General features: G+C 37.1%; 17 protein-coding genes and 1 other RNA gene. 2 read left to right on the top strand and 16 right to left on the bottom strand.

From position 1 onward, the window contains the following. Nucleotides 1-21: 21 nt before the first annotated feature. From IC610_RS03865 to IC610_RS03920, 12 genes are all read right to left on the bottom strand, one after another. On the bottom strand, nucleotides 22-2859 hold the full coding sequence (locus tag IC610_RS03865; RefSeq protein WP_191735319.1) for a VIT domain-containing protein: 2838 nt from the start codon (nucleotides 2857-2859) through the stop codon (nucleotides 22-24). Between the two features lie 94 nt (nucleotides 2860-2953). Further along, complete coding sequence (locus IC610_RS03870) at nucleotides 2954-3478, bottom strand: hypothetical protein (protein WP_191735320.1); 525 nt, start codon at nucleotides 3476-3478, stop codon at nucleotides 2954-2956. Nucleotides 3479-3498: 20 nt separating this feature from the next. Then, the gene (locus IC610_RS03875) at nucleotides 3499-4848 is read right to left on the bottom strand and encodes a S1 family peptidase (protein WP_191735321.1); all 1350 of its coding nucleotides are present in this window, start codon (nucleotides 4846-4848) and stop codon (nucleotides 3499-3501) included. An 89-nt stretch (nucleotides 4849-4937) separates the two neighbouring features. Then, nucleotides 4938-6191 (bottom strand): pyridoxal phosphate-dependent aminotransferase, encoded by a 1254-nt coding sequence (locus IC610_RS03880; protein WP_191735322.1) that lies wholly within the window; start codon nucleotides 6189-6191, stop codon nucleotides 4938-4940. A 62-nt stretch (nucleotides 6192-6253) separates the two neighbouring features. Beyond that, entirely contained in the window at nucleotides 6254-7969 is a 1716-nt protein-coding gene (locus IC610_RS03885) for a phospho-sugar mutase (protein ID WP_191736198.1), read from the bottom strand. 28 nt (nucleotides 7970-7997) lie between these two features. Next, nucleotides 7998-8339 carry a hypothetical protein gene (locus tag IC610_RS03890; protein WP_191735323.1) on the bottom strand — a complete coding sequence of 114 codons (342 nt, stop codon included), beginning with the start codon at nucleotides 8337-8339 and terminating at the stop codon, nucleotides 7998-8000. A gap of 33 nt (nucleotides 8340-8372) precedes the next feature. Further along, nucleotides 8373-9077: a GIN domain-containing protein gene (locus tag IC610_RS03895; RefSeq protein WP_191735324.1), complete on the bottom strand. Its 705-nt coding sequence runs from the start codon at nucleotides 9075-9077 to the stop codon at nucleotides 8373-8375. Beyond that, nucleotides 9077-9460 (bottom strand): hypothetical protein, encoded by a 384-nt coding sequence (locus IC610_RS03900; RefSeq protein ID WP_191735325.1) that lies wholly within the window; start codon nucleotides 9458-9460, stop codon nucleotides 9077-9079. Before IC610_RS03900 ends, IC610_RS03895 begins: the two co-directional genes overlap by 1 nt. Nucleotides 9461-9465: 5 nt before the next feature. Beyond that, nucleotides 9466-10416, bottom strand: a complete 951-nt coding sequence (locus IC610_RS03905) for a glycosyltransferase family 2 protein (RefSeq protein ID WP_056082357.1) — start codon at nucleotides 10414-10416, stop codon at nucleotides 9466-9468. A gap of 33 nt (nucleotides 10417-10449) precedes the next feature. Further along, entirely contained in the window at nucleotides 10450-10869 is a 420-nt protein-coding gene (locus IC610_RS03910; RefSeq protein ID WP_191735326.1) for a type II toxin-antitoxin system VapC family toxin, read from the bottom strand. Beyond that, nucleotides 10870-11127: a DUF6364 family protein gene (locus tag IC610_RS03915; RefSeq protein ID WP_056079874.1), complete on the bottom strand. Its 258-nt coding sequence runs from the start codon at nucleotides 11125-11127 to the stop codon at nucleotides 10870-10872. A gap of 52 nt (nucleotides 11128-11179) precedes the next feature. Continuing rightward, a complete protein-coding gene (locus tag IC610_RS03920; protein ID WP_191735327.1) occupies nucleotides 11180-11776 on the bottom strand; it encodes a DUF4199 domain-containing protein in 597 nt (198 codons plus the stop codon). A 131-nt stretch (nucleotides 11777-11907) separates the two neighbouring features. Here IC610_RS03920 and ffs point away from each other — a divergent pair. Next, nucleotides 11908-12004: signal recognition particle sRNA small type (gene ffs / locus IC610_RS03925), an RNA gene on the top strand. Nucleotides 12005-12071: 67 nt separating this feature from the next. Here the strand turns inward: ffs and IC610_RS03930 are convergent. The 3 genes from IC610_RS03930 to IC610_RS03940 all read right to left on the bottom strand — a co-directional run bounded on the left by IC610_RS03930 (nucleotide 12072) and on the right by IC610_RS03940 (nucleotide 14966). Next, the gene (locus tag IC610_RS03930; RefSeq protein WP_191735328.1) at nucleotides 12072-12758 is read right to left on the bottom strand and encodes a metal-dependent hydrolase; all 687 of its coding nucleotides are present in this window, start codon (nucleotides 12756-12758) and stop codon (nucleotides 12072-12074) included. Nucleotides 12759-13126: 368 nt separating this feature from the next. Next, a complete protein-coding gene (gene menA, locus IC610_RS03935; protein WP_191735329.1) occupies nucleotides 13127-14059 on the bottom strand; it encodes a 1,4-dihydroxy-2-naphthoate octaprenyltransferase in 933 nt (310 codons plus the stop codon). A gap of 70 nt (nucleotides 14060-14129) precedes the next feature. Beyond that, complete coding sequence (locus IC610_RS03940; protein WP_191735330.1) at nucleotides 14130-14966, bottom strand: 1,4-dihydroxy-2-naphthoyl-CoA synthase; 837 nt, start codon at nucleotides 14964-14966, stop codon at nucleotides 14130-14132. 568 nt (nucleotides 14967-15534) lie between these two features. Between IC610_RS03940 and IC610_RS03945 the strand changes: the two genes are divergently transcribed. Further along, the gene (locus IC610_RS03945) at nucleotides 15535-16194 is read left to right on the top strand and encodes a DUF6261 family protein (protein WP_191735331.1); all 660 of its coding nucleotides are present in this window, start codon (nucleotides 15535-15537) and stop codon (nucleotides 16192-16194) included. A gap of 53 nt (nucleotides 16195-16247) precedes the next feature. Here the strand turns inward: IC610_RS03945 and IC610_RS03950 are convergent, their stop codons facing one another. Then, nucleotides 16248-17279: a tetratricopeptide repeat protein gene (locus tag IC610_RS03950; protein WP_191735332.1), complete on the bottom strand. Its 1032-nt coding sequence runs from the start codon at nucleotides 17277-17279 to the stop codon at nucleotides 16248-16250. Nucleotides 17280-17297 lie beyond the last annotated feature (18 nt).

Genomic DNA, 17297 nt, shown 5'->3' on the forward strand with positions numbered 1-17297 from the left:
CTCCGGCATTTTTAATTTCACCTAAAATTCAAATTCTCCAATCAGAATTTTGCTGTCGCTTTCAGGTTTGTTGTCTTTCTGATTCTGGAAAACAGCGATTTTTCTTTCCTGTCTGCCGTCTGAGTAATACAGATAAACTTCAGCCATAATTGTGGTTGGCCCCGAGAGAATATTCTGTCTCTCACCAAAGAAATTGGTTTTGATTTTATATTTTCCTTTAATTGCCTTCTTGAGCAAAAACTGTTCAGGACCGAAGCCCTGTGTAAAATCATTGCTCAGTCTGCCACCAATCTGAGTAGATTTATGAGAATACGAGCAGTCCTCTCCTTTCGGATCTGTTACCCAAAGATCGATGTCGGTGTTGTCTTTATTCCAGTTGATGACCACGCGGATATCTACAGGCAAATCAGCTTTTAGACGGTCATCAATTTTACTTCCGTCCACATTTTTATTCTGCTTGAGGATGTTGTTGATTTCCATAATTAAAATTTCCTCAATACCGTTGTCACGACTGGCAATTTCATCTGTAAACTCCTGATATAATATTGATTTATAAATATTTAAAGCTTCCTGTGGTCGTTTGTTGTCAACCAATGCCAAAGCGTAATCTCTGTGACTTTGAGCATCGAAAGGTCTCCACTCCAGAATTTTTTGGGTGATCCAAAGTTCTTTGTCATAATGGCCACGCTGTTTCAGCAGATATGAAATGGTTTTGTACAGTTCTTCATTTTCAAGATCGAGTTCTGCGAGTGTGCTTAAAACTTTTAAAGCCAATACTTTATCTCCTTTTTTAAACAGTAATTTTGAAATATCGAAGTAGTAAGTTACCTGTTTTTCGTGTTTTGATCTGTTCTCAAGATATTTTTGATAGATGACTTCGGCAGACTGCAGATTTTGGAAATCTTTCATGTATTCTGCGGTGCTTTCTACATCGACTAGAGTGATTTTTCCTTTTGGCTGGGATTCTCTTTCTTCCATTTTAGCAGAAGAAACTTCCATAGACTGCACTCTCATTGCTGACGAGGTTTGAACGTCACGACTGCGAGAAGGAGATTCTGGCTCCGCATAGACAGCGTTATCTGCAATTTTAGGATATTCTTTTTTCTCGACTGGTTTAAAATCCGTATTCCACCATGTTTTTAATTCTCTTGTTTTGTCGAACGCTTTAGATAAAAGATTTCTTCTCTTTTCTAAAATTCTTCCTTTATTTTGAGAAACGATCTTTTGGTATTCCGCTTTCAATTCTTGTGGAGGCGTGATTTTATAACGGACGTAATCATTGATGTCATCCAAAACAATCAAGCTGGTATTTTTGCTTACGACACCAAATTGTTCACTGATATTTTTAATTTCCTCTCTATTTTTGGATGGGTTTACTTCCAGTTCATCAATTTTTCTCTGAGCCCAGAATTGTGCAATCTGCCAGTTTTCCGTTGATGAAGCATTGGAAAAATCTACAGGAACTTCAAATTTTTCACTTCCGTTTGAAAAGACCGCGGTCAGTTTTCCCAGATTTCCTGAAGTGATTCCAAAAATATTGACCGGCTCATTGACCACAGAACCAATGTTCGGAAAAACTTCCTTAATATTTGGATTTTCTTTAAAACCTAAAAAACGGACAGGTAATTTTCTAAAATTCTTTAAAGCCGTCTGGGTATCGGTTTCATTTAAATTAATAAAATTTCCGCCGGATTGGTTAGCGAGCATTTTCAACAGATTAAAATCTGAGGTTGGCGTACTCGTGATGCTGTTTAAAGGTTTTTTAAATTTAATATTTACATCTCCAAAATTTGAAATACCATCTGAAAATAAGAGATACTCTTCTACCCCATTTATTTCTTTCAGAGCTCCGAAATCAGTGCCGCCATCGTATTTAAGGTTTAAAATTTTCGTTTTTAAATCTGTCCAATTTCCCTGTGAAACAGTATATTCCTCTGCTTTGTCTAAAGTATTGTTTAAAGTAACCAAAGAAACTGAAACATTTTTGTTGTCGGTGAAATATGCATTTAAAAAATCCAGTTCCATGTCACGGTTTCTTTTTGATCCGCTGTAGGAATTATCCCAGATAATGGCTATTTTCTGAGATTTTGCTTTCTCTTTTTGGGGAAAATCTACGTTGACGTTAGCCGCAAAATAAGACTGATCGCCCGACGCCTTCTGCAAAAGAACATTGGAAGTATGATTGGTTTTAGGAATGTTAACTTTTAAACTTTCATTCGGTGTAAAATTCTCTTTTGAAATGGCTGCAATCCATTGATTTCCCTGTTTTTGAAAGGACAGACTTCCATCCGGATTTTCGATGATTTTTGGCGTTGAAGCTCCATCATTGATCCAGACTTTCATTTCAAATTTAGGAATGCTGACTGCGTTCGCAAAACTCATAAAATACTGATATTCAGAAGCTGTATTTTTCAATTCCTGATGATACGTAATCTGAATGGTACGGCTTCCCTTTTGAGGTAACGGATAAATTCTTGTTCTGAAGTTATTTCCCTGAACTTTCTCGATAATTCCGGGATCAACATTTCGTTTTTCAATACTTTCGAAAACCTCTTTCGCCCGTTCTTTAGGCACAGGAACGGCATTTCTGAGCTTTCCGTTGATGTCCAGCGCGTAACCGCTTACACTCACACCATCGGGAAGTGGAAAAGTGAGCGTTCCTTCCAGAAGTCTGTTGCTGGGATTGTAAAAAGTGTAGGTTGCCGTTGTAGTGGCAAGATTTCCTAAGATTTTTGTCTCAAATTTTGCATCCTGAAGAATTACGGGATGCTTTTTTTCACCTGAAACCTCTAAGGTAGGAATCTGCGCAAACGCAGCTGTGAAAGCAAGCGTTGCCATTAAACTGATAACTTTTTTCATATTTGGTTTTTATAATTTAAACTAATTCAAATTTTAGTTTTTATTTAAAATTTGTGAACTGTGAATTGTGATTTTTTTTGATGAAAACTGTAAACTATCTTTTTGTTTTTTTCGGTGATTTCTCAGCAGGTTTTTTGGAGGAATTCTGTACATCTGCGGCGGCTTTTCCCGCTGTTTCCACTGATGCATCTTCTTCCATAACGGCAGCTTCCGGCATCGGCTCATCATAGTCAATTTTTTCCGCTGGCGTGAGCTCGAGAGTATCTTTTTTCAGAACATACGTGTAGTTTCCTGTAAGACTTTTGGGTTCTTTACAATCCCCTGCCATATCTGCTGCACCCGCGGAAAATTCAACTGTATTTGGTTCAAAAACGCTGTAACGGCCGTCCATGTGGAAACAGGAATTTCCTGTGTCAAATTTTTCATTGTCGAATTGCAGAAAATGAAATTTGCTCTGTTCAGAAGGCAGATTAATCTTTTTCGCTTTTTTAAGCACGGCTTTTCCATCGGCTGAGATTGACTCAATTTTCCAGGTTGTTTTCTGGAAGACATTGGTTTGGGCACTGAGCTGTACTGTAAGTGCGAAGGCTGCGAGTGTAATGGTTTTTTTTAAATTCATAGTGATTTGGTATTTTAATTTTATTTATCTGGAACTACTGAAGCTGTTCCAACTGCTGAAAAAGGAAATGAAGACCGGATCTGTTTAGACACAATTCCAAAGTTATAACCCTGAATCTGTTCTACTCCACTGAAATTTACCGCAATCAGCTGTCCGCAGTTATTGAAAACCGGAGCGCCACTTGCACCGTGAGTAGAAGTTACACTGTACTGTATTTTCGTTCCGTCAGATTCTTTACTGATCTGGCCGTTGTACAGCTGAACTTTTACACCAGAATTGGTCATGGCTAAATCCTCGCCTAAAGGATAACCAATCATAACAGCTTTTTCACCCGGTTTCAAGGCTTTATCATCTGTGACAGAATTTTCAAGACTGACGGTATTTACAACTGTATTGGGAGTCTGTTTATTTGAAAGCTGCAGTATGCCGAGGTCTACGCCTTCTTCGTCTGCAATTTTTTCAACCGTGCAGGGCAGCCATTCATCGGAAGAATCGTGAAGTGCCACGGCGATGTCCACAGTTTTCATGTACACCTGAATTTCATCCGGAGAAACATAGTCTTTTTGAGGAATTGAAGCGGCAATGTCTACTGAAGTTTCTACGCTGTCAGCTGGTGCAGAGTCTGTAGATGTTACAAAATCTTCACCCGAATTCCCTTCTGAACCCTCGTCATAATCTCCGCCATCGCCCTCTTCATAATATTCTGAAGAAGCATTTCCCCAGTTGGAGGCAATGAAGGTTTCATATCCTTCTTCAGAAATATCAGTTGTTAAAATTGAAGCGATTTTCAGTTTGAAATTGTTGGTGTTGGTAAGAATTCTTTCTTTATTTTCGGCTGTGTTCCATGGTTGTAAAACGTGACTGTTGGAAATCATATTTCCATTTTTGTCAACGAAAAAAGCCGTTCCGTAAAGTGTTTCCTCGGTAGCTTCAGGAACGCTGAGCTGAATTTCTTTGCCCTTGATTCTTGCGAAGTAGCCGTAACGGTGTTTCACCATCACCACAGCATCTTTGTAGGCATCGTAAATTTTGGTATCGGTGTCGAGACAGGCGTTTTCCACAATGGGTTCTGCCGTCTGACTTTCTTTGTAAAATTTATATCCGAACCAGGAAATTCCGCTAAGAAGAATAATCCCGCCGAGGCTGAAAAAAGCAATTTTGTATGGATTTTTCTTCTTATTTTCTACCGGAATGGTTTGTTGAGAAGACACTTTACTTTCTACAACATCATCGCTAGGTTCTTCTGAATTTCCGTTCTGAATTTGGTTTTCTGACTCGAATGATTCTGAAAACTCATTGTTTTGCGAATTATTTTCAGGCTGTCTGTTTTCCTTAAAATCCTCACCGGATTCGTGATGGTCGTTATTCATTTGTGATTTTGATTTAATTTTAATTTAAAAAAAATGTTGACTCTAAAAAATAGAATCAACATTGATAAATTTATAAATATTTTTTGAATTTATTTCAAATTATTTAACGCTTTTTCAAGTTTAGGCATCATTGAAGAAATTTCTTCTGTTGCCAAACCTCCTACTGAAGCTCTGAACCAAGGCTCAGATTTTGCCTCACCAAAAGCAGAAAACGGCACTAAAGCAACACCAGCTTCATTGATTAAGTAGAAAACCAGATCTGAAGAATTTCCGATTACTGTTCCGTCAGGTTTTGTTTTACCGATATAATCTAGTTTAATAGTCAGATACAGAGCACCCATTGGTTCGATGGATTCTACTGCAAGACCCTTTCCTTTCAAATCCTGAATACCGGCGTGAAGTACCTTTAAGCTTGTCTCCAGTTTACCTTTGAAATCATCAATAAACGCATTCACATCTGCTGCATCTTCAAAATATTTAGCTGTTGCTTCCTGCTCAGGCTTTGGTGCCCATGCTCCAACGTGGGTAAGAAGCGCTTTCATTTTGTCAATAATGTGAGCCGGACCAAATCCCCAACCTACACGAACTCCCGTTGCAGCAAGACATTTTGAGATTCCTTCAATGTAAATTGTGTATTCTCTCATTTCAGGGAAAAGTGAAACCGGATCTACATGCTCAGCACCAAAAGTAAGATTTGAATAGATCTGATCGTACATTAAGTACAAAGGTTTCTCGTCTTCACTTCTGTTTTTGTTTTCTTCTAAAATCAATTCACAGATTTCTGTCAGCTGCTCTCTTGTAAACATCGTTCCCGTAGGATTCAGAGGAGAACAAAGTGCAACCAGAACTGCACCAGACAAATGAGGTCTTAAGTCATCAGCTGTAGGAAGAAAATTATTTTCCGGAGTTGTTTTTACTTCAATAGCATCTGCAGATGTAAGGTAAGCGTAATGATTGTTATTCCATGACGGTGTAGGGTAAACTACTTTGTCGCCTTCATCCACAATCGTTTTGTAAACAGCGTAGATCAATGGTCTTGAGCCTGCAGTAATCAGAATATCGTTGGCATCGTAATCAAGATTCCACCGGTTTTTAAGGTCGTTTGAAACCTGTTTTCGTAAAGATAAAAGTCCGTTTGCGGGCGGATAGTTGGTTAAATTATTCTGATATGCTTTTTGAATTTCCTCCTTTAATTTTGCAGGAATCGGATAGATATTAGAATTTAAATCACCAATCGTAAGATTTGCAATCTCTGCTCCTTTTGCCTTTAAATCATTTACTTCATTACCGATTTTTACAATCTCAGAACCGATCAGGTTCGCCGCTAATTTTGAAACTTTCACTTTACTTTTTATTTAAATTTATTTTAATATTGTTGACAGAATATTAAGTATTAACATTCCATTTAATCCAATTGCAAATCTTTTTTAATCTGCTGAATTTTTGCTTCCAGAGCCTGAATTTTCTCTTCGAACTCTTCTTTTGATGCCAAAGAATCTTTTACTGAAACATAGAATTTAATTTTCGGTTCCGTTCCTGAAGGTCTTACACAAACTTTCGTTCCGTCTTCTGTATAATAGATCAGAACGTTTGATTTTGGAATATCGTTCATCGTTTTGGTTACATTTTCAGCAACAACAAAATTCGTCTGCTCTTTGAAATCCTTAACTTCTGCAACCGGCGATCCTGCCAATGATTTTGGTGGATTTTCACGGAAATTCTTCATCATATTCTGAATTTCTTCTGCACCATCACGTCCTTTTTTTACAATGTTGATTAATCCCTCGTAGTACAGTCCAAGTTCCTGATAAATTTCGATAAGATACTCGTACATTGTTCTGCCATTGGCTTTGCACCACGCTGCGATCTCACACGCCAAAACGATACTTCCACAAGAATCTTTATCACGAACGAAATCTCCGGTCATAAATCCGAAACTTTCTTCGCCGCCGCAGATGAATTTTTCTTTTCCTTCAAAATCACGGATCATTTTCCCGATCCATTTGAATCCGGTCAATCCAACTTTGCAGTCAACACCGAATCTCTGAGCGATATCAAAGAAAATATCAGACGTTACGATGGTAGAACCGATGAATTCTTTTCCTGTAATTTTTTCCTGCTTTCTCCATTCATTTAAAATGTAGTAAGTCAGAATGGTGTTGCACTGATTTCCGTTAAGAAGCTGCATTTCGCCTTCAAGATTTCTCACTGCAATTCCCAGTCTGTCGCCGTCCGGATCTGTTCCAATCACGATATCTGCATTGGTAATTTTTGCAAGATCCATCGCCATTTCCAAAGCTGCAGGTTCTTCCGGATTCGGAGAAGCTACCGTCGGGAAATTTCCGCTTGGGATCATTTGCTCGGTTACCAAATCTATTTTTTTGAATCCTGCTTTTTCTAAAGCCTTTGGAACTGTAGTATAAGTTGTTCCGTGAATAGAAGTGAAAACGATATTCAGATTTCCTTTTTCAACATCCTGATAGGTTGAATTTTCAATACAGGCGTCGATGTAAACGTCGTCCTGCTCCTCGCCGATCCATTCAATTAGCTCATCATTTCCGTCAAATTTAATTTCTTCAAATTTTACAGAATACACTTCGTTGATAATGGCTTCGTCGTGTGGTGGAACGATTTGTGCACCGTCGTTCCAATAGACTTTATAACCGTTGTATTCTGGTGGGTTATGGGAAGCCGTAAGAACAATTCCTCCCGTACATTTTCTGTCACGAACGGTAAAAGACAATTCCGGTGTAGGTCTGTGGTCTTTGAAAAGCAAAACTTTTATTCCGTTTGCCGTCAATACATCAGCCACCAGTTTTCCGAATTCTTTTGAGTTGTGGCGTACATCATAAGCGATAGCTACACTAATTTCTTCATTTGGAAATTGCTTTAACATATAGTTCGCAAGTCCCTGTGTTGCCTGACCTAACGTGTATTTATTTAAACGGTTGGTTCCAACGCCCATCACGCCTCTCATTCCTCCTGTTCCGAATTCTAATTCACGGTAGAAAGAATCTTCTAAGTCAGGAGAATTGCTGTTGATTAAAGCCTGAACGGCGTCTTTTGTTTCCTGATCGAATGTGTCGCTAAGCCAAAGTTGTGCTTTTTCTAATGTGGATATTTCTGACATATTATATTTTTGTGTCTATTTAATTACTAACTGCTGCTGGTATAAAACTGCCAATTCCGGCTACTGCTAAAATTCCTGCAATTAACACGACAGTTTTTCCTGTGCTGGGCTTTTTTATCTGTAATATTTTGTTCTTGTTAAGCTTAATTTCTTGATCTTTCTGTTTTCCAGTGATGGAATCCTTTGTCTGACTGACGAACTTAAACTGTCTGATCTTTTTATAATCTCTGGTTTCTATGATATAATTTGTATTCTGCTGCAAAACTGAATAATCAAAATTATTGTCAGAGCTGACTTTTGTTGACACACAAGATGTTACCAAAACAAATGTCACAGAGAAGCAAATTAAAAGTTTCTTCATTTTTAAATGGATAAAAACTGATTATTAAATCTATTATTGCAATTTTTTATTCTCCACCTTCGTTGTTTTCTCCACTTTAAAGGCACGGATTGGATCGTTGTAATATACAAATTTTGAAGTATTCTGAATATTTCCTTTCAAAGAATCTTTCACATTGACCTCTGCATAATTTCCGTTTTTGGAATCTATTTTTAAATTTTCGATTCTCCAGTAAGGTGCAATCAGGCTTGCAGTATCTGAAATTTTGATGACTGCATCTTTGGTCTGTCCTAAAAAGTTGGCGCGGCTACGGTTCAGCATTTCCACTTCAGCCCTTCTGGTGTTTACGGAACCCATGAAAGTTGCATGATTTTTAAGATTTAATCTGAAATTATCGGTTTTAATTTCACTTGAAATATTCATCTCAACAGAATCTGCAATAGAAACTTTTTCAAGATTGTATTTAGAATAAATGATGACATTGTAGAAATCTACGCCTTTTGTCTTTCTGTTTTCTTTAATTGAAAGGGTTTTATCATTCACTTCCACATCCAGATTATCGGCAATGTTGGGATAAGTTTCAATCTCAACATAATTTTTGTTTCCCCGTGCATAGAAAACACGGAATTTCCCTTCCATTTCAAGATTTACAAATTCTTCAACATTTAGTTCCTTATTTTCGATGTTGCCTTCGGGGGAAATTTTTCCACACGAGATTACCAACACTGAAATTAGGATTGAATAAGCAACTTTTTTCATTATTTACTTTTTTTATAAAGCCACGTCAGTGGTTTACCTTCTGTATTGGTCAGAAGAAGATATTTATCTTCCACTACCGAATAATTAAATTTTATTGGTTCGGGCAGATCAGAATACTGCATCGTTAAAATCCCGTTTTTTAAAATGTACGAACCTTTACTGTTATTTTTACTTCCTAAAGATGAAAAAGACAAATCATTATTAAATTCCAAAGTGCCCGTTCCATTCTCCCTTTTGGTGTTATTCAGCATTTTACTGTCAACTTCACTGTTCTTTCCGTCATTAATACTGATAAATTCCCATCTGGCAGTAATTGATTCACTGGTTTTTAATTCCGAGCACGAAAATAAAAAGAAACTTAAAATGAAGAGGCTCAACTTCATACAACTTATATCACTTCATCAATATTATAATTCTTATGCTCACGGTTTGTCCTGATAATCATTTCGCCTAAAAATCCTGCAATGAAAAGCAAAGTTCCCATCAGCATCATTGTCAAAGCAATAAAAAACCAAGGATTATTGGTAATTAAATGACCGTAAATTCCGCGTGCAACATCAATCAGTTTTGAAACGCCCAGCCAGAAAGCTGAAAGAAAACCTACAATAAACATAATCGTTCCTACCGCCCCAAAAAAGTGCATGGGTCTTCCTCCAAAACGGCTTACAAACCAAAGTGTTACCAAATCTAAAAAGCCTCTGATGAATCTTTCGGTTCCGAATTTTGAGGTTCCGTATGGTCTTGCCTGATGCGGAACTTCTTTCTCAGTGATTCTTCTGAAACCTGCATTGGCAGCCAAAACCGGAATGTAGCGGTGCATATCTCCGTACACATCAATTGATTTTACAACCTGCTTTTTGTATGCCTTCAAACCGCAGTTGAAATCATGAAGATAAACTCCCGAAACTTTTCTTGCCGCAGCATTGAAGAGTTTTGAAGGAATATTTTTTGTCATCACGTTATCAAAACGCTTTCTCTTCCAACCGGAAACGATGTCATAATTCTCTTCCATTACCATTCTGTAGAGTTCAGGAATTTCTTCGGGAAAATCCTGCAGATCGGCATCCATTGTGATAATTACATCACCGTGAGTTCTTGCAAAAGCGGCATGAAGCGCCTGAGATTTTCCGTAGTTTTTAGAAAATTTGATCCCGTGAATCTGGGGATGCTGTACTTTCAGATTCTCAATAATGCTCCACGAGAGATCTGTACTTCCGTCGTCTACAAACCAAACTTCGTAGGATAAATTGCTGGTTTCGCACGTTTTGTCAATTCTTGAAAAAAGTTGTTCCAAAGAATCTTCTTCGTTCAGCAACGGAATAACTATAGATAAATTTATATTATTCAAAATGAATTTTTATTTGCTTTAAAATTAATTATTTCGGATATAATCTAATGCTTCATCAGGTGCAAAGACCGGAATTTCTGATGTAGAAAAATCTTTGATATTTCTTGTAACAATCCCCGTAATATTTTTTACCTGATGCGCACAGAAAATCTGAATAGCATCTTCGAAATCTTTATGATGAGATTTTAGAGATTTTTTGATGATATCTTCATCAACCGCAATTACATCTACAATCAGAAGCAAATCTTCCAAAACTTGCCTAATCTCATTTTCTTTGAAATGCTTTTTGCAAATATAATGTGCTGTTGCAATTGTATGGGAAGATATAAAGATTGAAATTTTTTTAAGCTCACTTAATTCAAATATCTTTTTTGCCTCATAAAAAAAGTTCCCTCTCTCAATAATGAAATCTATTACAATGTTAGTATCAATATAAAATTTCATTTAGAGTAAATGTTTTTTTTCAAGATATTCTCTTCTGTAATTGTCTAAATCTTCATCGCTAACTTCCTTTGGAAATTTTAGACTTCCTGCAAGTTTTCGAACAATCGGAGACATTTCTTCCTCATCTGTTTTTTCCATTACTAAACTCTCCAGATACTTCTGCACCATCTCAGAAAGGCTTCTCTGCGTACCTTTTGCATATTTTTTAGCCTTTTCGATGACGCTCTTTTCAATTGTTAATGTTAATTTAGTTGTCATAACACGTGTATTTTAAGCAAATATACGTATTGTAAAATATATCTGCAAAATTTTACGCAGCTTCCTCGTCTTCAGGCTTTGATTTTGTTCTGAAAAATGCTCCGAAAAACAATGACAAAATTAGGTAAAATATCAGTATCGCTGCAAAATATCCCGCAAAATGACTTGCTGAAAGCATATCTTTTCCTTTCACTGCTTCGTCGCTTACTCTCTGAAGGGTTTCCTTATACTTTTGCTCCAGTTCATCAATGTCTTTCTGGTGTTTTAACACCTTTTTTGCGGAGGTGTACTCTGCATTTAATTCAGTTCTCTGCCTTTCTACATACTGATAATTCAAAAGTTTTTTGGCATCCATGTCAACAAAATTCAGGAAGAGAAAAATGGTGATTACCGACAAAAATCCACCGATGAACATGGGATAAAATGCTCTGCTGAAGGCTTCCTTAAAAGTTACATAACGGTTATTGTTCCAGTGGGTTTTTACAGACCAAAAGGCAGTTCCGGCATATAAAACGGGAAGAAGGAAAGCATTCACTTTCAGTGAGATATCAAAATAATTGATTCCGGAGAAAAAGACATATACTACAAAAAAGACAATCATTGTAGCAATAAAAAGGATAATTCCAAAGGTGGTAGGACTTTTAGTCATGTTTAAAAATTTACAAAAAGATGAAAAATTATTAACTTAAATTTCAGCCGATTAGCCTTAATTTAGTAGGTTTTCATCCGATTTTTCTGTTATACAGTTTTGAGGTTTAATATTAATTCTTATATTTGCAACGGCAAGTCCTAAACAACCAGCTCCTGAGAATCCTCCAGGGTGGGAACGCAGCAAAGGTAATTGGTTGAGCGGTGTGATTTAGGTAGCTTGCCATTTTTTATTTTTTTAAATTAAGAGATTAAGATGATTTTATTTAAATTACTTAATCTCTTAATTTTTTTTGTTATATCCCGAATGTTTCTCCTAATTTCGGTAAAATCAATTCCACATTTTTTTCTGCAAAATGCTTTTGTGCTTCCTGATGATCGATTTCTATCGGAGCGAAAGTGTCAAAATGACAACCGATAACTTTTGGAGTTTTCAGTAATTCCGCTGCTGCGAAAGCTGCTTTTCTTGCACACATCGTGTAATGACCTCCAACCGGAAGAATTGATAGGTCTAAATTCCCGTATAGAGCAGGAAATAACTGCATGTCTGACATTACCCCGGTATCTCCTGCCAAATAAATGTTTTTGCCTTCAGGCAGTCTGAATATATATCCAACAGGAACGCCTCCATAACTTCCGTCAGGGAACGAACTTGTATGATGAGCAGGAACCATTGAAATTTTTAAGTCATCGATTTTTGCCGAACCTCCGAGGTTGACATCGATTGTATTTTTTGCATTGTTGAAATAGCCACAGATTTCCGGAACTCCAATAATCGTGGCTTCCGGATAATGTTCCAAAACCTCTTCCACATCAGCAATGTGATCTCCGTGTGCGTGTGTCAACAGAATATAATCTATTTTCTGAGCTGAGATTTCAAATCCTGATTCCGCCTTTTTGTAGTTGTAAAAAGGGTCGCAAAGAATCGTTTTGTCTTTATAAGTGAACAAAAAACAGTTTTGTCCTAAGAATTGTATTTTCATTTTAATTATTTTTTAAATTTGATTTTACTCTTGAATAATTTAATCATATGTGATAGGCTCATCACTGAAAGTATAATAATAAACCAGATAAAAGCAATATAAAATAGTGAAGATTTGAATAATTGCAATGATCAAGTTATGCTGTAGCTTATTAACTAAAATTTTATAAGAAAAGATTGATAAAGTTGTTAAAACCATCGTCAACATCATTGCTTCAAAACTTAATTCAAAAACAGATGTATTTGAAAAAAATAATTCTTTAAATAATAAAACATAGAAGATCACCGTAATTATGAGTGTGAGCCATGCCAATATTTTGTAGAAATATGCTTTTAACATTTAATCCTAATTTTCCAGTTTTATTTGAATTAAACTCCAAAATAATTTAAACCCAAAACCGTCAAAACAGCCATTACCAGCGTCAAGATCCCCACCTGCTTTAGAAAAGGATCAAGCTCTCTTGGCGTTTTTACAGACATAATCTGTCTTCGAATTTTCATCATCGGTAAAAGCAAAATCATCACGATAAACACGTAATATTGTTGCGTCTGAAGGAATCCCTGGAGGCATAGAAATACAAAAATCAAGATCACCGGAAGCTGCAGCAATACAATTTCGTAGATCATTGCATTTTTAAAACCGATTCTCAGTGCAAAACTGTTTTTACCTGATAATCTATCGCTTTCGATGTCTCTCATGTTGTTCAGGTTTAAGACAGCCATGCTCATCATTCCGATCGCTGCACCTGGAAGCAAGATATCCCAGCTGAAGGTCTTGGTGAACAGAAAATAACTTCCGCAAACGGAAACCAAACCAAAGAAAATGAACACGAAAATATCTCCCAATCCCATGTATCCGTAAGGTTTTTTACCGACAGTATAACCAATTGCGGCTAAAATACAGGCAACACCCAAACCAATGAATATGTAAAATTCATTCATGTGTTCTGGGATAAATGCCAAATATAAAAGTGCAACTGTAGCAAGAAACGACAGCGCTGAGAATACAATTACTGCATTTTTCATCTGTTTTGCTGTAATTCTCCCTGAGGCAACCGCTCTTGCTTCTGCTTCAGTGGCTCTTACGGCATCAGTTCCTTTCACACCGTCACCGTAATCGTTGGCGTAGTTTGAAAGAATCTGATAAAGCAAAGTTACTAAAAGTGCCAGTGTAAATATTTTCCAGTCCCAGGTTCCGCCTTCGCTGTAAAGTCGCCATTTTGCGATAAATGATCCCATGATAATTCCGCTTAGGGACAGCGGTAGAGTTCTCAGCCTTGCGGCATGTATCCAATCTTTCATAATGATGAGTAATGGGCAATGAGTAATGAGTAATATGTCATTGCACAGTACCCATTACTCATTACTTATATTAAGAGATCCACTGATCTTTTCCGAAATCCGGTTTTCTTTTTTCGAGGAAAGCGTTTCGGCCTTCTTTTGCTTCTTCGGTCATATAAGCCAGACGGGTTGCTTCACCTGCAAATACCTGCTGACCAACCATTCCGTCGTCTGTTAAATTCATTGCAAATTTCAGCATTCTGATGGAAGTCGGAGATTTAGCCAGAATTTCCTGAGCCCATTCATAAGCAGTGTCTTCCAAATCATCGTGAGGAATCACAGCATTCACCATTCCCATATCGAAAGCCTCCTGAGCTGAATAATTTCTACCTAAAAAGAATATTTCACGCGCTTTTTTCTGTCCGACCATTTTTGCTAAATATGCTGATCCATAACCGCCATCAAAACTGGTTACGTCGGCATCTGTCTGCTTGAAAATTGCGTGTTCTTTACTCGCCAAAGTAAGATCGCAAACTACATGAAGTGAATGACCACCACCTACAGCCCATCCCGGAACAACTGCAATTACAGCCTTAGGCATGAAGCGGATTAAACGCTGAACTTCAAGAATATTCAAACGGTGTCTTCCGTCTTCGCCAACATAACCCTGCTGACCTCTGGCTTTTTGGTCGCCGCCACTGCAGAATGCCCAGACTCCGTCTTTAGAGCTTGGTCCTTCACCTGAAAGCAATACTACACCAATAGACGAATCTTCTGAAGCATCATAAAAAGCATCATACAGTTCTGAGGTTGTTTTTGGTCTGAAAGCATTTCTGATTTCCGGTCTGTTGAAGGCAATTCTGGCTACGCCGTTGCATTTTTTATAGGTAATATCGTCGTATTCCTTCACGGTTTTCCACTCGATCATTTTGTAATAATTTTGCCCAAAGATAAGGATTTAGGGAGAAATTTTGAGTGGAAATTTAATGATAATACAACGGAATTTAGTTTAAATTTTCTCTACTGATTCTATTTAACCTAATTTTTTCGGCTACCATCTATTCCAGATAATATTCGGGGTTAGGACAACCTTTTATACGACATTCAAAAAATTATATTGCATCGACAGTAATTTAAAAATAAAAAAAAATTTATCACCCTATCGATATTTATATTACATTTGAAAGACACAAACAATATTACGATGAAAAAAAACAGAGTTCCGCTCCCCCACTTTTGGTTTAGGTTTTCCCAATTTGGGATTGTTTAAACTAAAACCAATTCTTCCCGTCCCAATTTGGGACAGCTTCCCCTAAAACAGTTTTGCCCCGTCCCAATTTGGGAAAGTTCCATTTAAGTATGGTTTGCTTCAATCCTTCAATATGTAGATTTAAAATTTTATAATGCAATAAAAACAAAGCAGAGCTATGAGTAAAATTTAATTAAAAAGCCTTTATGCAAAGGCGCTTCATCATTCAGAATTTGGGCAGCTGATCGTGAGACTTTTTGAAGATTTGGGATCTTCTTCGTTAAACCCTGACGATGATCCGAATGCTAAAAAGCTCCTTACGGTTTTGCAAAATCAACTTCCGGCTTACAATGCAGGGCTAAATCAGGTAAGAGCCAGCGAGGAGTCTGAGGCTATTGCCAGACTTGATAAAGAAAGAGATTCTGACATTCAGGCATTACGGGATTCTTTGAAACCGTACCGTAACGCAAAAAATACAGAGGAAGCTGATTCCTACAAAAAAATACAGCTGTTGCTCTCGGAATACAAAAATGTGGACAACGATTCATGCGAAGCCGAAACCAATCAAATCACCCAACTGATCAGCAGATTAGAAAGCAGTGATTTCAGCAATGCTGTTGCTCAGTTGGCCATCGGAAAATTTGTAAACCATCTTTCAGTTTCCAATGCGGCATTCAATAGTCTTTTTGCTGAAAGGTCGTTTAAGACTTCACAGAAAAATGTTTCAGACATGAAGTCTTTGCGGAAAACATTAGCAGAAGATTATAAAAAGCTAACCACCTACATACTTGCGATGGCTTCTGTAGAAGAAAACGGAGAATCTTACTACAAAGATCTGCTGGCTATCATCAATAATGGCAGAGGATATTTTTCTGATGTGGTTGTCTCGAGAAGACTTGGCAAATAAAATAAAAAACCGATACATTTCTGCATCGGTTTTTTTGTGAAATCTGATTAAGATTATTTTGTCTGCTTCGCTTCCAGTTCAGCTAATTTCGCCTTCATTGCTGCTGCTTTTTCGGTATTTTTTGTAATCGTGTAAATATCTTTCAGCGTAGAAACGGCGTCGATATTTTCCGGTTGTACTTTGTACCAGCTTTCTGCGTAAGGCAATGCTTTTGCAAAACGGGCTCTTCTTTCTTCGATTAATTTCGTTCCCGCAGCTTTATCAGTTCTGTTGGTTTCGTTAATTTTCTTTACAGCAGCATCTTCGTCACCAATAGTTGTGTAAACAAGATTCAGATAAGCATTTGAGAAGTCTGGCTTTAACTCAATTGCTTTTTTGAAAGAGACTTCAGCTTCTGCAGCACTTGCAGGATTTTTTGACTGAAGAACACCTAAGTTATACCAGTTTTCAGCATTGTTAGGATCTTTCGCCAACTGTTCCTTTATTACCGTTGCAAATTTGTCATTGTTACCTGATGCATAGTAAGCGGTCCCCTGAAAATCTTTTAATTTGGCATTGTTAGGAAATTTAGACAGACCTTTTTCAATTAAAGCAACTGCTTTATCATTCTGCTTAGAGTTAAGATACAGTGTTGCCAATGTTTCATACAATTCAGGTTCTACAGAAGGAGTTTTTTCTTCTTTAAAATCTGTGTAATCCTTAGACTTTCCTTTAAGGGTTGTCCACATTGTTTTATCGAAGGACTGCACCTGTCCCTGTTTATCTTTTGCAGTGTAAGTAGTTTGCTCGCCAGTGTAATTGGCAGCAATTAACTCTTCGTAAAGTTTTGTAGCTTCCGGAATATTATTGTTTACTGCGTAGCTAATTGCTGCGTTGTATTTATACGTTTCGTCAGCTTTACCATTAGCTTTTAAAATTTCATAGGCTTCCAAAAATTTCGGAGCGGCTACAGCATAATTTTTTGCATTGAAAGCATCCATTGCTGCTTTATTGGCAGCGTCAAACTTTGCGCTGGCATCCTTATCTTTCTGAGCAAATGTAAACGAAGATGCTAAAATTGCAATCCCTAAAATCAGCTTTTTCATATTATTTTTATTTAAAAT

Source organism: Chryseobacterium caseinilyticum, assembly GCF_014837145.1.
Classification (GTDB): domain Bacteria; phylum Bacteroidota; class Bacteroidia; order Flavobacteriales; family Weeksellaceae; genus Chryseobacterium; species Chryseobacterium caseinilyticum.

Excerpts from the sequence above, each read along its gene's own strand:
- IC610_RS03865 (WP_191735319.1), bottom strand. The coding sequence starts at position 2,859 with ATGAAAAAAGTTATCAGTTTAATGGCAACGCTTGCTTTCACAGCTGCG.
- IC610_RS03870 (WP_191735320.1), bottom strand. The coding sequence starts at position 3,478 with ATGAATTTAAAAAAAACCATTACACTCGCAGCCTTCGCACTTACAGTA.
- IC610_RS03875 (WP_191735321.1), bottom strand. The coding sequence starts at position 4,848 with ATGAATAACGACCATCACGAATCCGGTGAGGATTTTAAGGAAAACAGA.
- IC610_RS03890 (WP_191735323.1), bottom strand. The coding sequence starts at position 8,339 with ATGAAGAAACTTTTAATTTGCTTCTCTGTGACATTTGTTTTGGTAACA.
- IC610_RS03895 (WP_191735324.1), bottom strand. The coding sequence starts at position 9,077 with ATGAAAAAAGTTGCTTATTCAATCCTAATTTCAGTGTTGGTAATCTCG.
- IC610_RS03900 (WP_191735325.1), bottom strand. The coding sequence starts at position 9,460 with ATGAAGTTGAGCCTCTTCATTTTAAGTTTCTTTTTATTTTCGTGCTCG.
- IC610_RS03910 (WP_191735326.1), bottom strand. The coding sequence starts at position 10,869 with ATGAAATTTTATATTGATACTAACATTGTAATAGATTTCATTATTGAG.
- IC610_RS03915 (WP_056079874.1), bottom strand. The coding sequence starts at position 11,127 with ATGACAACTAAATTAACATTAACAATTGAAAAGAGCGTCATCGAAAAG.
- IC610_RS03920 (WP_191735327.1), bottom strand. The coding sequence starts at position 11,776 with ATGACTAAAAGTCCTACCACCTTTGGAATTATCCTTTTTATTGCTACA.
- IC610_RS03930 (WP_191735328.1), bottom strand. The coding sequence starts at position 12,758 with ATGAAAATACAATTCTTAGGACAAAACTGTTTTTTGTTCACTTATAAA.
- menA (WP_191735329.1), bottom strand. The coding sequence starts at position 14,059 with ATGAAAGATTGGATACATGCCGCAAGGCTGAGAACTCTACCGCTGTCC.
- IC610_RS03940 (WP_191735330.1), bottom strand. The coding sequence starts at position 14,966 with ATGATCGAGTGGAAAACCGTGAAGGAATACGACGATATTACCTATAAA.
- IC610_RS03950 (WP_191735332.1), bottom strand. The coding sequence starts at position 17,279 with ATGAAAAAGCTGATTTTAGGGATTGCAATTTTAGCATCTTCGTTTACA.